Annotated in this window: 9 protein-coding genes; 5 read left to right on the top strand and 4 right to left on the bottom strand. The window is 54.7% G+C overall.

The features are described 5' to 3' along the window. Positions 1-3: 3 nt before the first annotated feature. The 4 genes from ABJI30_RS16045 to ABJI30_RS16030 all read right to left on the bottom strand — a co-directional run bounded on the left by ABJI30_RS16045 (position 4) and on the right by ABJI30_RS16030 (position 6,523). The gene (locus ABJI30_RS16045; RefSeq protein WP_348017694.1) at positions 4-1,419 is read right to left on the bottom strand and encodes an efflux transporter outer membrane subunit; all 1,416 of its coding nucleotides are present in this window, start codon (positions 1,417-1,419) and stop codon (positions 4-6) included. 6 nt (positions 1,420-1,425) lie between these two features. Then, a complete protein-coding gene (locus ABJI30_RS16040) occupies positions 1,426-2,607 on the bottom strand; it encodes an efflux RND transporter periplasmic adaptor subunit (protein WP_348017693.1) in 1,182 nt (393 codons plus the stop codon). Beyond that, positions 2,604-5,759 (bottom strand): efflux RND transporter permease subunit, encoded by a 3,156-nt coding sequence (locus ABJI30_RS16035; RefSeq protein ID WP_348017692.1) that lies wholly within the window; start codon positions 5,757-5,759, stop codon positions 2,604-2,606. The genes ABJI30_RS16040 and ABJI30_RS16035 overlap by 4 nt, the downstream gene beginning before the upstream one ends. A 122-nt stretch (positions 5,760-5,881) precedes the next feature. Beyond that, positions 5,882-6,523: a TetR/AcrR family transcriptional regulator gene (locus tag ABJI30_RS16030; protein WP_348017691.1), complete on the bottom strand. Its 642-nt coding sequence runs from the start codon at positions 6,521-6,523 to the stop codon at positions 5,882-5,884. A 135-nt stretch (positions 6,524-6,658) separates the two neighbouring features. Between ABJI30_RS16030 and ABJI30_RS16025 the strand changes: the two genes are divergently transcribed. The 5 genes from ABJI30_RS16025 to ABJI30_RS16005 all read left to right on the top strand — a co-directional run bounded on the left by ABJI30_RS16025 (position 6,659) and on the right by ABJI30_RS16005 (position 14,919). Beyond that, the gene (locus tag ABJI30_RS16025) at positions 6,659-8,137 is read left to right on the top strand and encodes a TolC family protein (RefSeq protein WP_348025462.1); all 1,479 of its coding nucleotides are present in this window, start codon (positions 6,659-6,661) and stop codon (positions 8,135-8,137) included. Beyond that, positions 8,138-9,517, top strand: coding sequence for an HlyD family efflux transporter periplasmic adaptor subunit (locus ABJI30_RS16020; RefSeq protein ID WP_348017689.1), 1,380 nt, complete (start codon positions 8,138-8,140; stop codon positions 9,515-9,517). Then, entirely contained in the window at positions 9,514-12,732 is a 3,219-nt protein-coding gene (locus ABJI30_RS16015; protein WP_348017688.1) for an efflux RND transporter permease subunit, read from the top strand. The genes ABJI30_RS16020 and ABJI30_RS16015 overlap by 4 nt, the downstream gene beginning before the upstream one ends. A gap of 103 nt (positions 12,733-12,835) precedes the next feature. Beyond that, complete coding sequence (locus ABJI30_RS16010; RefSeq protein ID WP_348017687.1) at positions 12,836-13,690, top strand: SDR family NAD(P)-dependent oxidoreductase; 855 nt, start codon at positions 12,836-12,838, stop codon at positions 13,688-13,690. Positions 13,691-13,734: 44 nt separating this feature from the next. After that, the gene (locus tag ABJI30_RS16005; protein ID WP_348017686.1) at positions 13,735-14,919 is read left to right on the top strand and encodes a serine hydrolase domain-containing protein; all 1,185 of its coding nucleotides are present in this window, start codon (positions 13,735-13,737) and stop codon (positions 14,917-14,919) included. The last annotated feature ends 6 nt before the right edge of the window (positions 14,920-14,925 follow it).

Here is a 14,925-nt window from a genome sequence, read left to right as displayed (position 1 = left end):
TATCTATTGAGATCCTGCGGCGAGTTGCAGCGGACCGGCTGGTAGAGGTTCATCCCCCATTGCAAGATGCAGGTTGACGCGATTTTCGATGCGGGCCCGGCGCGCCTCGATGGCTCGGGTTTCGGCTGCAATGGCAGTTGTCTGCGCATTGATCAGATCGAATATGGTTGAACGACCATTTATGTAGCGACTGCGCGTCAAACCAACTGCGGTGCGGGCTTCTTCTGCGGCGGTGGCGGTTGCGGTAACTTGCCGTTCAAGCGTTGCTTCTGCATCAATCCGGTCTTCGACTTCCTGAAAAGCAGTCAGAGCCAGCTGGGCATATGTAAATAGAGCTGACCGGGCCTGTTCACCCTGTCTCTCGGCCTCGGCGAGCAGTGCACCACCGCGAAACAGCGGTTGGAGCAATCCTCCGGTTATCGCATCAATATAGGTGCCGGGATCAAACAGATCGCCAATTCTTCCCGACTGAGTGGTGGCGTTGAACTGGAGAGTGAGCTGCGGGAACATCGCGTGCCGGGCATCGGTTGCCCGCAATCCTGCTGCATCCACTCGTGCTTCAGCGGCAATCAGGTCGGGCCGTCCGGCAAGGACGGAAACAGGTGCCGCCAGACTGGGCAGGGCATTCAGTGCAATCAAATCATTGGCACCGGTTGCATCGCCAGATGGATATCGCCCGGTTAAAACTTCCAGCGCTCGGGCCGCATTGCGCGCGGTTCGTTTGGCAGCCTCCAGGCGGTCTTCGCTATTCGAAACAGCAACTTGCGCCAATCGGACATCGAGTCGCGAGGCGAGCCCGGCACGAAAACGTGCATCAGTGATACGCCTTGTATCCTTTCGCCGATCGAGGTCATCTGTTGCGAGGTCGAGTGAAATCCCCGCGGCGCTGCGGTCGTACCAGGCCTGGGTAACCGCAGCGGCAAGCGCTTGTCGGGCTGCGGCATAGTCCGCCGCTGCAGCTCTGGTATCGGCGTTGCCGGCGCGCGCGAGTGAAAGATTTCGACCCCAGATATCGACTTCCCAACTGGCAGCCAGTTCACCATTGTAAACAGTCGCCGAATTTTCTGCATCTGTTGCGGAACCGGACAAATCAATTCTCGGGAAGAGGTCTGCACGAGAAACCCGCATCGCCGCGCGTGCAGCACGAAGCTGTGCCAGCACCGACTGCAAATTGCGATTATTGGCAAAAGCTTCTCCAATCGCATCTGTGAGCCGCGCATCACCAAATTCGCGGACCCAGCCATTTTGGGTGAATGCGGATGGTTGGCCGGGCCCATTGGCAGTGACTTGCAAGTCCGGTCTTGCAGCCCATGCGTCAGGAGCGGCCGGGATGGTTGATTGATCCAGATCCGGACCACCACGAACGGCACATGCAGAGAGCAACATCAGGATGGCGAGAGATGAAAAATGACGGTTCATTCTGTTCTATCCAGCCGATGTGTCGGAGGAAGCTTCGGGTTTCCCATCGGATTTTTCTTCGGGCTTCTTGTCTTCTTTCCAGCTGACTGACTGGCCATCCCGCAAACGTTCGCCGCCACGAACAACGATCATGTCGCCGGCCTTGAGCGGTCCGGAAATCGCGACCCTGTCGCCATCCGGCTCACCGACTACGACATCCACTTTCTTCGCTGTTTTTTCCTTCATATCGACAACATAGACGAAGATTCCACTGTCTCGCAGAACCAGCGCATCGCGTGGTGCAGTTAGCACTTCCGTCTCTAATCCCGTTGGGACTGTAATCGAAATGGCGCTACCCATTTTCATGTTGTGGGTTCCCATGGGAGCACGAACCTCGATTGTTCGACTGACCTCATCGCCGGTTTCGATCACGGTGCGAACACGCGATTTTCGTTCCTGTCCATCTGCAATAATCGTGACTTCTTGGCCGGGTGAAAGTGAGCCGGCTGCGGCTATTGGTATGCGAACGCGTGCTTCGGATCCCTGACGTCCGACAATGCGGGCAATCTCGCGGCCAGGCGTCGCATATTCGCCAACTTCGATCCGACGTTCCACCATCTGTCCGTCAAACGGTGCACGTATGCTCGTACGTGACAAGTCGAAATTGGCAGTGTTCAGTGCAACCTGTGCCGCAGCCAGGCGCGCGCGTGTCTGGTCCCGAGACGAAATGGCTTCATCCAGTGACGCTTCTGATTCCGCTTCTTCCTTGAGCAGTTGTTCCAGGCGGCCAACCAGTCGGTTCTGATAGGTTAAATCCGATTTCAGCCGCGCAATTTCTGTTCTGGCCTGATCACGGGCCAGCTTTGCTGCCCGATCATCGATGACCGCGATAACGGTGCCGCGCCGCACGCGCGCACCAATGTTCAAGGTTCGCTGGATGCGGCCTGCAACTTCGGCGGCGACAACAGAGTCCCGGTCAGCCACAATATCCCCGGGAGCAGTGAAATTCGGTGTGATTGCCGACAGTTCAACCGCCGTCAGGCTGACGATTGCAGGCGGAGGACCGCCTTGGCCCGGTCCACCCTGCTGACCTTCTGCGGGGTCCGTTGCAAAGACCAGAAAGTAAAATGCCGCAGCAATCAACAGCGCGCCGCCGACTAAAAACCAACGCAGGTTTTCACGGACAACTTCAGGGAGTGCAAGGTTCATTCGGCGGGCTCCAATGCAGGACCGGAACCAAAGTCCGGCCGGGGGGTTTCTGGCTTGGGTTTGTTTTCGGGCGTGTTGCGGGGACCACGCGGTTCATCTGGCTGATTCGGCACATCCTTGCGTGCAGATCCCAGCTGAATAAGCGCAGGCAGCAATACCAGAGTGAAGATTGTGGAAACCAGAACGCCTCCGACAATGATTACCGCAAGACCGCGATAAATCGCGCTGCCGGGCCCCGGGACAAGAGCCAGTGGAAGCATGCCCATGACCGATGTACCAGTGGTCATCAGTATCGGACGAAGTCTCAACCTTAGCGCTGCCTTGGCAGCTTCTGTACGTGTCATGCCTTCGGCTTCGCTGTCGCGTGCCTGCGCCATCAGCAGGATGGCATTGTTGACCACGATACCGAGCAATATGACGAACCCGATCATGCCCAGCAAATCCAGCGGCGTGGGCTTGAACAGATTAAGTATCTGGATGGCAATGACACCTCCGACCGTTGCAAGGGGCAGGGCGATTATCACAAGTGCAGCATCGCGGGCGGACCGGAATACGGAGGCCATGATGACAAACAACAATGCGCCTGCCAGTATGAAATTGGTGCTGAGTGACTTGATTGCCTTGAGCAACGCATCGGCATCACCGCCATAGCGCAGCGTATCACCGGTCTCCAGTGCGGCAGATATGGCTGGCTCGGCCTCTGTCTGGATTTTTTCCAGTGCCTCACCGAGAGCGACTCCGGGGGGAGGGCTGATGTTAAGCGTGACTGTTTTTCGGCCATCAACATGACTGATCTGGGTCGGGCCGACACCCCTGAGAAGGGTGGCGACTTCACGCATGGGAACAATGCCACCATTGGGGGTCACCAGCGGTGCCCCTTCAATGGCTTCCGGTCCAGCGGCTTCCAGGCCGCGCAGGATAACGCGCATCCGTTCCCCGTCCGATACATATTCGCCAAGATACAGGCCATCACCAAAAGCCCGCATTGCGCGACCTACCTGATCCCGGGTCATACCGAGTTCGGCGATGCGACGATCATTGGGCGTCAGCCGCAATTCAGGCACAACAACATTAGGGTCGGGGTTTGGCCGAACCATGGAGCCGGGAATGGCTGCCTGCACTGCATCAACGGCGACCAGAGCGGCTTCTCTTAACGACTCATCGTTTTCAGACTGCAGATAGAGTTCAATGGAACCATTGCCGCCAAAATTTCCGAACAGGCTGCCTTGCTGAGCAAAGGCCTGAACGTCCGGGAAGCCGGCAAGTATTTCATTGTTCACGATGCCGGTCATCTCTTCGATGCGAGACTGATCCTTGATCCGGATTCCGGTATTGAGGCCCCAAGGGTTCACAAACAGATAATAGTTCAGCAGTTCCGGCTGTTTTTCACCGGTCAAATAGGGATCGAGGCGTTGTACGACTTCTTCTGCAATTTCCGTGCGGGCAGATTCCAGTGTCGCACCGGAGGGCAATCCTACCCACGCATCGACGGCATCACGTTTGACGTCGGGCAGATAGTCGGTTTGGGGCCACAGCAGCCACGATATTGCCAGGGGTGCGATGATCAGGGAGGGAATCCAGATCTTCCGCTTTTTGTCACTGTCGATGAGGCTGAATATGCGGTCTGCATAGCCGTCCCATCGGCTGTCATTATCTTCCATATCCAACGTGCCGGCATAATGACGGGCGGCAGCGGGGAGAACGGTGACAGCGACAATCAGACTGGCTACAACTGAAATCGCGATCGTCAATGCGAGATCCGCAAACAATTGACCTTCCACATCTTCGATAAACATGATCGGGATAAAGATCGCGACAGTCGTTGCAGTAGACGCAAACAGTGCCGGCCACACTTGCGTTACCGCTTCAACGGCTGCCTCGCCTGGAGATCGACCCTGTTTTCGCAACCGGACGAAATTTTCCATCACCACGATGGCGGCATCCAGTACCATTCCGGTCGCAAAAGCGAGGCCGGCCAGTGAAATCACGTTAATCGTCCTTCCGGTCATGCCGATAACAGCAAGAGTTGCGAGAAGGCAGACCGGGACCGTCGCGGCAATGATCAGCGTGGCGCGCCATTTTCTAACGAAGAGCCAGAGTAATCCCACTGCGAGGAACGTTCCCAGCAGCAAATTGCCGCCGAGGAATGAAAGCGCGCGCTTGATGAATACCGACGGATCAAAGCTCTTCTCGATTCTGGCGCCGACACTATTGAGTTCGTTCTCGTTAAAGCTCTCAACTTCAGACAGAACACCGTCAATGGCATCGAGTGTATTGCTTCCGGGCTGCCGAATAACCCGCATGCCGATGGCCGGGTTGCCGTTCTGATATGTCACGCCAAACGCCTTGTCAGGGCCTACATTAATGTCGGCGACATCGCGCATGCGAATAACCGTGTTGCCGCGCTGGGCAACAGTCAGGTCGCCAATCTGATCTGCGGTAAAATTCCCTTCAAACCGCAAGGCATAGCCCCGCCGACCGACATCGACCGTGCCGCCGCCGACATCCTGAAACCGTCCGACCGCGCGGGCGAGTTCTTCGATCGTAAGATTGAGCTGGGCAATCCGCCAGGGATCAAATTTGATCCGCAAGATTCGCTCGCCGGTCGGGGCTTCAAGGCTGACACCCTGCACGCCCTCTACGGACTCAATTTTGGGAATGATTGTATCCCGGGAAAATCGGGCCAGTGCCTCAGCATCCATATTACTGTCCGGAAGAGCCTGCAGGAACAGGTAGATCAGCGATTCCCCCTGATCGCCGTTGGCACCGCCTACCGAAGGTCGATCTGCATCCAGCGGCCAATTTCGAACGCGTTGAACCCGACTGGATACTTCCGCAAAGGCCTTGTCCATGTTGGTGCCCAGGGCAAATTCAAGGTTAAGCCAGACATTGCCATTGTTGGACCAGGACTGAACCGATGACAGTCCTGGTAGCCCGCGCAATTCCTGTTCAATCGGAATCGTGATTTCGGATTCAATTTCCTTGGGACTGGCGGCGCGCCAGTTGGCCTGTACGGTCAGGCTCGGTCGTTCGATATTTGGGAAAAGCTGGATCGGGGTACTGAATGCAGACACCAGTCCGATCAGCGCTATCAGCGCGAGCGCTGCAGCAATAGCCGCCGGATATTTCAAGGCGATATTCGTCAAGCTCATCAAACCCCTCCTCAGAACACGAGAGTGGGGCTATCGTAACAAACGTAACTTATTCAGCCGATTTCGACCAAGATGGGGTTGATTTCGATAAACGGCATCGGGTTGAGACGAACCGAGCCTGCCTAGTTTCGATGAATGAGCATCCAGGCATCGACCGCGCGCTTTGCGCGTTTTTCCCGATCTTCTGCCGTCATGTTGATCTTTTTGCCATAGCGCATAAACAGATCCATGCGGCCCATGACCAGTCCGGCGAACATTTCTGCCGACGCCGTTGCGTCATCGCTTTTTATATCGCCGTTCTCAATCGCAACGGTGAGCAACCGGGTGAGAGCAGTCAACAACGTGCGCGGTCCGTTGTTGAGGAAATGCTCGCCAATTTTGGGATCGCGATTAACTTCTGCAGCCAACATGCGCTCGAACCTTACCATCTCGTCACGCATCAGAAATTCGAGCATCCCAACCCCGGCGGTCAGTAATATCTCGCGCAGACTTCGGTCCTCAAGGTTTTCCACGATAAAGTTTTGGCGCATGTGGTTGCATTCCGCGCGCACGACTTCGGCGAACAGGTTATCCTTATCCTTGAACCAGCTATAGATTGTTACTTTTGACACTTCGGCCCGAGCAGCGATGGCTTCGATTGTCGATGCAGAGAATCCATTGGTGAAAAATTCCGATCGCGCAGCGACCAGAATTTCATCGATTTTCCGTTGGCTTGCACGGCGTTTGGTAATCGGTTGCGGATGAATTTCTTTTGTGTTGGTCACGGCCAGACCCCTTTGTGAAGTTCGTTTCTAGCAAAATGAACGATCGCGTTCAAATAAAACGTTGACGTTCATTTTTTTCAATGGCATTTTGCAACTGCTTGGTATTTTCCTGGCCGGATCAATACGGATCATATTTTGGTAGACCGGTTTTTCCCATCACTGATGTCTCTCGCTTTGCTTTCAGCGATGACCAGCGGTTGTGTCAGCTTGGCTCCGCCATCCGCTGCGCCTGAAATCGCTGCTGAAATCCCCGCGAAATTCAACAAATCCGGAGCAGATGGCGCATATGAATCCGCTGGATGGTGGAGGGCATTTCAGGATCCTGTGCTGAACAGTTTGCTTGAAGCGGCTTTGGATAAAAACCTCGATCTTGCCGAAGCACGTGCACGTTTGCGTGCCGCGGAGGCGCAAGCGAGATTGTCCAAAAGCGGTTTGTTCCCCCAGATTAATGCCAACCTGGGTAGCAATTATTCTGATTCTCCCTTGTCTGGTACAGCCTTTGGCGGATTCGGAGGAGCCGGCGCTCAAAGACTCGAGACCGAAACCTATTCTTCCGGACTCGGGTTTTCTTATGAACTGGATATCTGGGGCAAATTGCGAAACGAGGCTCGAGCCGGACGTTCGGATGCTTTTGCTGCTGCTGGAGATATGCAAGCAGCACGGCTTGCCGTTCTTGCGGAAACCATTACCAGCTATTTTGACATCGTCGATGCGCGACATCAGATTGCTTTGACCGCCAAGACCATTGATGTGCTAGGGGATCGGGTAGAGCAAACGGAAAACCGGTATCAGCGCGGACTGGTTACATCCTTCGAACTTTATCAGGTCCGTCAGGACTTTCGAAATGTTCAGGCGAGCCTGCCCCAAAGGGAAAGCCAGTTGGCAGCAATCGAGGGGCAACTCGCGGTTCTGGTCGGACGCTATTCCAGCAACATGGATGTTTTTCTGAAAGCTGAAATGGCACCGCAACTGATATTTGCGGATATTCCATCAGGTTTGCCAATCGACTTGCTGGCCCAGCGCCCTGACGTTTCTGCCGCAGGGCAACGTCTGGAGGCAGCACGTTTTAGGCTTGGCGCCCGCAAGGCAGAGCGTTTTCCATCGCTTGGGCTTTCGGCAAATACCGGCACCCAGGCTGCGAATGTATCTGGCGTGTTCGACATATTTGATAATTGGGTATTGAGCCTCGGGGCCAGTTTGACTGCACCGATTTTTCAGGGCGGGCGTATTCGCGCCAACATTGCTATTGCCGATGCTCAATATGCCCAGCAAACAGCAATTTATGCGCGTACTGTTCTAACAGCTTATCAGGAAGTTGGCGTTGCGATGGAGAGATATGAAGAAGAACGTCAGCGGTATCGCTTTCTATTCTCCCAGCTCGGGGAGGCAGAAGCCACCGCTGAGTTGCAATCCCGCAGGTTTTCAAACGGTGTCGGCAGCTACGTTGAGTATCTGGACGCGTTGAGGGCCAAATTTCAGGTCCAGTCGTCGCTTTCATCCGCCGGCAAGGATGTTGCCTTGTCCCGTCTGGCGATTCATCGCGCTTTGGGCGGAAACTGGGATTTGGAACTTCAGAACACCGAAGTCCGTCCAGTAAATCAGGGAGAAGACTAGATGCACCGACAGAGCGTTATAGGTGGTCTGATTGTGCTGGGAGCAATAATAGTCGCAGCTCTGCTGATTTATTTTCAAACCGATCCGGAGGGCAAACCGTCAGAAGAACTGATTCCGCTGGTTCAGGTTACGCCGGTCGAGATTCGGTCGGGCAATCTGTTGGTCAGTGGATCTGGCACGGTCCGGGCACGGGAAGAAGTTACGCTGGCCGCAGAGGTCGCCGGCAAGCTTGTTTACGTGAACCCGCGCTTGCGGGAAGGGCAAACCGTGACGCGAGGAACGACGCTGTTCCGAATAGATACGGCTGATTACCGCAATGCAGTGCAAACTGCTCAAGCCGATGTCGCGGCCCAGAACGTTGCCTTGTTGCAAGCACGAGAGGAAGTGGCACTTGCCAAGGCAGAACTGGAGCGCTTTGAAAAACGGGGCAGTGAAAATAGTGCCCTGGCGAGTGTCGATGATAGCGATTATGCAGCGCGGATATTGCCCCCGGAACAGCTGAAAACTGCCGTTTCGGAAAAGAAGCCCGTGGCGAGAATTCCGAACGGCCTCGCGACAAGAGAGCCGCAATTGCAGTCCGCCCGAGCCGGACTCCGGCGCGCGCAAGCCCAGTTGTCCAACGCACAGATCTCTTTGAAACGTACCGTTGTTCGGGCTCCTTTTTCCGGGGTTGTACGATCAGAGCAGGTCGCGCTTGGCAGTTACGTGGCGCCAGGACAATCGCTAGGCTCGATGGTGGGAACCTCCGAACTGGAGGCTGTCATTCCCCTATCAGAAAAAGATGCAGCCCTTATCCCCGCTCTTTGGAAACGTGACTCCGGTCGGCGGATCGAGGCTTCGGTCTATTCGGAATATGGCGGTACACGATATCGCTGGCAGGCATTTGTGGATCGTGCGAGCAGCGTCCTCAATCCACAAACCCGCACGATCGATATCTTTCTGCGTATCCCCAATCCGTTGAGGGGCGGGGCTCCGGCTGCGGAACAGGGGACGAAAGGGAACGGGAATACGGCATCCGCTGCACCTCCACTCTTTGTCGGCAGTTTTGTTGATGCCGAAATGAATGGCAAGGAGCTGGATCAATACGCGGTCCTGCCGCTCGCCGCATTGCGGCGGGGGAACACGATCTGGCTGGTCAAGGATGGTCGTTTGCGGATAGTTTCGGTGGAACTTTTGCAGCGCACCGACACACAGGCTCTTATCGCCAGCGATGGTCTAGATGCGAAATCTGTTGTGATCATTGGCAGTTTGAAAGCGGCTACTGAGGGGCAAAAGGTCCGGGTCGCCGAGGCACGGGCCGAAAAGCCAGCACTGACAAAGCCGGAAATTGAAAAACCGAAGGCAAACAAACCCAGGAAAAAGGCCAATAGCGCCTCATGACCCGAATCCCCGAACAGCCCAGCAGGGAAGTTATGGAGCAGCGAGGATTTGTTGCATTCATGGCGCGAAACGGGGTTTCGGCGAATCTGTTGATGATTTTCATTTTGGTGGCTGGGATTTTCTCCTTCCGCACGATTGTTCAGGAAGTCTTCGCGGAAAACAGCCTTGATACCGTACAGGTACAGGTCGTGTATCCGGGCGCGACGCCGGACGAGGTCGAAGAATCCATCGTCCAGAAAATCGAAGAGTCCGTACAGGCTGTCGAAGGTATAAAGAAGATCAAGGCGAATGCCACCGAGGGGTCCGGAACCGTTTCGGTGCAGTTGGAATATGGTGTGGATATCGATCGCGCACTGGACGATATCAAAGCCGAAATTGATCAGATTCAAACCTTTCCGGACGACGCCGAAGAGCCCGACGTTCGGGAACTGACGACCCGACAAACAGTCATGCGGATAGCTATTTTCGGCGATGTTTCGGAATCGGCGTTGAAAGAAGTCGCTTATGGGCTGGAGGATTCTCTGGCGGCGTTGGACGAGGTTTCATTCGTCGATACCAGCTCGATTCGAGACTATGAAGTCTCCATAGAAGTACCACAGAGTACGTTGCAATCATTGGGGATTTCACTGAATGACGTTTCGCGTGCTGTCGCAGCCAATAGTCTCGACAGTCCAGCCGGTTCCATTGATACTTCTACCGAAGAAGTCCGCGTCCGCACCATCGGGCAGAATTACAATCAGCAAAATTTCGAAGACATCGTGCTGGTCAGCAATACCGATGGAACTCTCATCAGGCTCGGTCAGGTTGCCACCATAAAGGATGGATTTCAGGAGTCGGACCTGATTTCGATTTATAACGGTCAGCCAGTGGCGTTTGTCGAAGTTTTCCGAACCAGTGACGAGCGCGTTCTGGATGTTGCCGCTGCGGTGAAGGATTATCTGACGACGAATTTTGCGCCATCGCTGCCAGAGGGCGTTTCCTATGCCATCTGGTCCGATGACGCCGAGCTACTGCAAGACCGGTTGAGCCTGCTGATGAAGAACGCAGCGATCGGACTGGTCCTTGTTCTGCTGGCACTGACCCTGTTTCTGGACATCCGCTTGGCAGCATGGACCGCGGTCGGCATTGGCGTGACGTTTATCGGGGCGATTGCGTTGCTGGATATTGCGGGATCGAGCATCAATATGTTCTCTCTTTTTGGTTTCATTCTAGCGCTGGGTCTTGTGGTGGATGATGCCATTGTGGTTGGTGAAAATATCTATGCGCAAAGGGAAGGGGGGCGGACCGGCCTTGGTGCATCAGTGAGAGGCGCGAGGCGGGTAACTGTACCGGTCATTTTTGCCGTGCTCACTACACTGGCTGCATTCTCGCCGATTTTAACGGTCGGCGGTGTGATCGGGAAGCTGATTGCCGATATTCCGTTGGTGGTGCTGTGCGTTCTGATATTGTCTTTGATTGAAAGCCTTTTGATCCTGCCAAATCATCTCAGCCATTTGCCGGCACCCGGAACACCAACCCGAAACCCGGTAACCCGATTTTTTGAAAGGCTGCAGAAGAAGGTCGATACATATTATCAGGCATTTGTCGACGGTCCGCTGGACCGTGCGCTGAACTTTTCGCTGAAAATGCCATATGTGATTGTGGCTGCGTCAATAGCGCTGTTGATATTGTTCGCATCGTTTATTCCGGCAGGCGTAATCAAGGTGGGTTTCTTCCCTTCTGTTGAAGGCGACGTGGTTACTGCCAATCTCGAAATGCCTGCAGGCACCACGATTGAGGATACTGCCAGAATTGCGGAATTAGTCGAAATTGGCGGGCGCGAGGCGCTGAAAAAATTCGAAGCCGGTCAGGATCATGAAGAGCCGTCTCCGTTGCGCGGGATTTCTACTATTGTCGGACGGACCGCAATTGACGGAGGCCCTCAGCAAACCGGAGGCCAGCTTTCCTCGAGTGTTGCGAATGTGCAGTTTAGCTTTGAGCCTGGTGATGATCGGGATCTTGCCGCGAAGGATTTCGAGAATTTGTGGCGCGAAACCGTAGGTCCTTTGCCAGAAGTCCGATCTCTGGTGTTTGCATCTGATATTGTGTCTGTGGGAGCTCCGGTCAGTGTTCAGTTGTCGGATCCTGATCCCGCAGTCGTTGACGAAGTATCCGCGCAATTGATGGAAGAGCTCAAACGCTTCAACGGCATTTTTGACATTCAATCCGATCAGGATGCGGGATTGCAGGAAATTCAGCTTCGTTTGAAGCCGGAAGCACGGACGTTGGGCGTTACCTTGCAAGACGTCGCCTTGCAGGTCCGGGCAGCTTTTTTCGGTAGCGAGGCGTTGCGGGTGCAGCGCGGACGTGAGGATGTCAGAGTGTATATTCGTTTGCCGAAAGAAGAACGCAATTCAATCTCTGACGTCGAAAGATTTCGTGTTCGCGTGCCCGGCGGCGAAGTTCCGCTGGCCACACTGGCGGATGTCTCCTTTGGCGAGGCGCCCTCGGTTATTCGGAGGACGGATGGTCGGCGTGTCACCACCGTGACTGCGGATATTGATAGTGATGTCATAACCGGTCAGGAAATTGCCGACGCGCTAGATCGCGATATCATGCCCCAGTTGCAAGCCAATTACCCTCAACTGCTATACAGCTTCGGCGGCGAGCAGGAAGAACAGGCAGAATCGTTCGGAAGTCTTGGTACGGCCATGCTTCTGTCACTGCTTGCGATATATGCTTTGCTGGCAATTCCATTTAAATCCTACGTCCAGCCGCTTATCATCATGGCGGTTATTCCTTTTGGCATTATCGGTGCGCTGATCGGGCATATGCTGCTCGGGCTGCAACTGGTTGTCCTGAGCATTTTCGGTATTGTCGCCCTGTCAGGTGTCATTGTGAACGGTTCGCTGGTGATGATCGATTTTATCAACGAAAATCTGCGCAATGGGATGCCGATCGAGGAAGCCATATTGTCAGGGGCAAAATCTCGTTTCCGCCCGATCATGCTCACTTCCCTGACAACATTTCTCGGTGTTGCACCGATCACCTTTGAAACCAGCATTCAGGCCCAGTTTCTGATACCCATGTCCGCCAGCCTCGGGTTCGGTGTGTTGTTCGGGGCGGTAATCTTGCAGTTGCTGATCCCGGCGTTGGCGCTGTTGGAGCATCGCGGCAAAAAACGGATAATTGCGAAATTCCAATCCTGGAATGATCGAGAACTTGAAGCCGATTGATAGACTGAACGATAATGACTAGCTCTGTTCCGGAACTCTGAACCCCACCTGGTGGCTGTGTTTCCTGCAGCCGCTGACAATTTTAAAACAGAAAGAAACACCTATGACAGATATCGCCGGAAAGACCGCATTCGTAACAGGCGGCGCATCGGGCCTTGGCTTTGCCATGGCTCGAAGCCTGGCGCAACGTGGAGCCAGATTGATGCTCGCAGACATTAATGAGTCTCAGCTTGAAACTGCGAAAAAGAGCCTCCGTGATGCCGGGGCGACGGTAGAATCTATCGTCTGCGATGTGTCAAAACCAAATGAAGTTCAGGCCGCCGCAGATGCTACGATCGCTGCCTTTGGTTCTGTCCATATCATCGTGAACAATGCAGGCGTCGCCCTTGGCGGAGAGTCGGGTGCGACGAGCCTGAAGGACTGGAACTGGATAGTCGGGATTAACCTGATGGGCGTTGTTCATGGCATCGAGGCGTTCCTGCCCCTGATCAAGAGCCACGGAGAGGGTGGGCATATCGTCAATGTGGCGTCGATGGCGGGGCATGTCGCATCACCGACCATGGCGCCCTATCATGCAACCAAGTTTGCTGTGGTAGGCTATTCGGAAAGCCTGCAGGCAGAGCTGGCAGAAAGCAACATCGGTATCAGCGTCCTTTGCCCGGCCTGGGTGAGTACTGATATCCACAAAAGCAGTCTTGGCCGGCCGGCCATGGATCAGAGCGAGGAAGAAGCCATGGCAGATCCTCGTTTTCAGGAAATCAAGGCCGTCGTTGAAGGCGGGATCAGCGCAAACATTGTCGGGGATTATGTTGCGGAATGCGTGGAAGCAGATCGCTTCTACATATTCACACATCCCGAAATGAAACCCTTTATCGACCACCGCCACCACATGATCCAGAAAGACTATGACGTCTGCGCACGGGATGAGCGATTCAACCAGAATATTCCGCAAGGCTAGCAAACAGTGAACCCTTGCAATAATCAGATTTGGAGTGACCCCATATGAGCCATAATATCAATGGCAAGGCTGCCGGCAAATTTGCGGCAGTCGAACAAGAATTTGCGAAAAATTTTGCAGAGCGCGGAGAGGTGGGCGCATCGGTTTGTGTGAGTGTCGGCGGTGAAACGGTGGTTGATCTATGGGGTGGTACGGCCGATCCAGCCACAGAAACACCATGGGAACGCGATACGGTTTCGATCGTTTTTTCCTGTACCAAGGCCGCCACTGCTTTATGCGCCCATATCCTGGTCGATTGCGGGTTGCTGAAGTTACACGCTCCGGTTTCAGAATATTGGCCGGAATTTGCCAAAAACGGCAAGGAACTGACGACGGTCCAGATGATGCTCAACCATGAAAGCGCCATTCCGGCGCAGCGGGAGCCCATCCGACCTGGCGGGTTTCTCGATTGGGATTACATGATCCAGCGCATGGAAGATGAAGAGGCGTTTTGGGAACCCGGCACGCGCAATGGCTATCACATGGTCAATTTTGGCTGGACGGTCGGCGAACTGGTTCGGCGTGTTTCAGGAAAGTCGTTGGGCACATTTTTCCGTGATGAAGTAGCGTCACTTTTGAGCGCCGAATTCTGGATCGGAATACCCGATGATTTTTCCCAGCCGATTGCACCCATAATTCCTTTTGTGCCCGATCCCAAAATGGAACTGTCTCCCTTCACCAAAAAACTGCTCACCGAACCGCAGTCGATCCAGGCATTGTCCTTTCTCAACAATGGTGGATGGACGCCCAACGATCCGGAAGCCCACAAGGCGGAAATCGGTGGGGCAGGCGGGATTGCCAATGCGCGCGGTCAGGTTGCCATGTACGAACCACTGGCCAATGGCGGTAGCATCAATGGTGTGACGCTGGTCTCGGCGGCACGACTGGCGGAGATGGGCAAGGTGTCAACAGCGACCCAGATTGATGCGACCTTGCTGGCGCCGACGCGATTTGCGTCCGGATTTATGAAATCGATGGATAACCGCGCCTATCCTGGCGGCGATCAGATGTCGGCTGTGCTGGGTGAAGCCGCTTTCGGACATGTGGGGGCTGGTGGTTCTATTGGTTTTGCCGATCCGGACCATGATCTGGCCTTCAGTTACACGATGAACAAAATGGGTGCGGGCCTTTTGCTCAACGACCGGGGTCAGAGCTTGATCGACGCTACTTATGCAGCTTTGCGTGCCTGAAGCCTC

Origin of the sequence: Parasphingorhabdus sp. (assembly GCF_039968395.1) — a bacterium.
Classification (GTDB): Bacteria; Pseudomonadota; Alphaproteobacteria; order Sphingomonadales; family Sphingomonadaceae; genus Parasphingorhabdus.
Note: the sequence above shows the minus strand (reverse complement) of the source record. Positions and strands in the feature narration are given on the sequence as shown.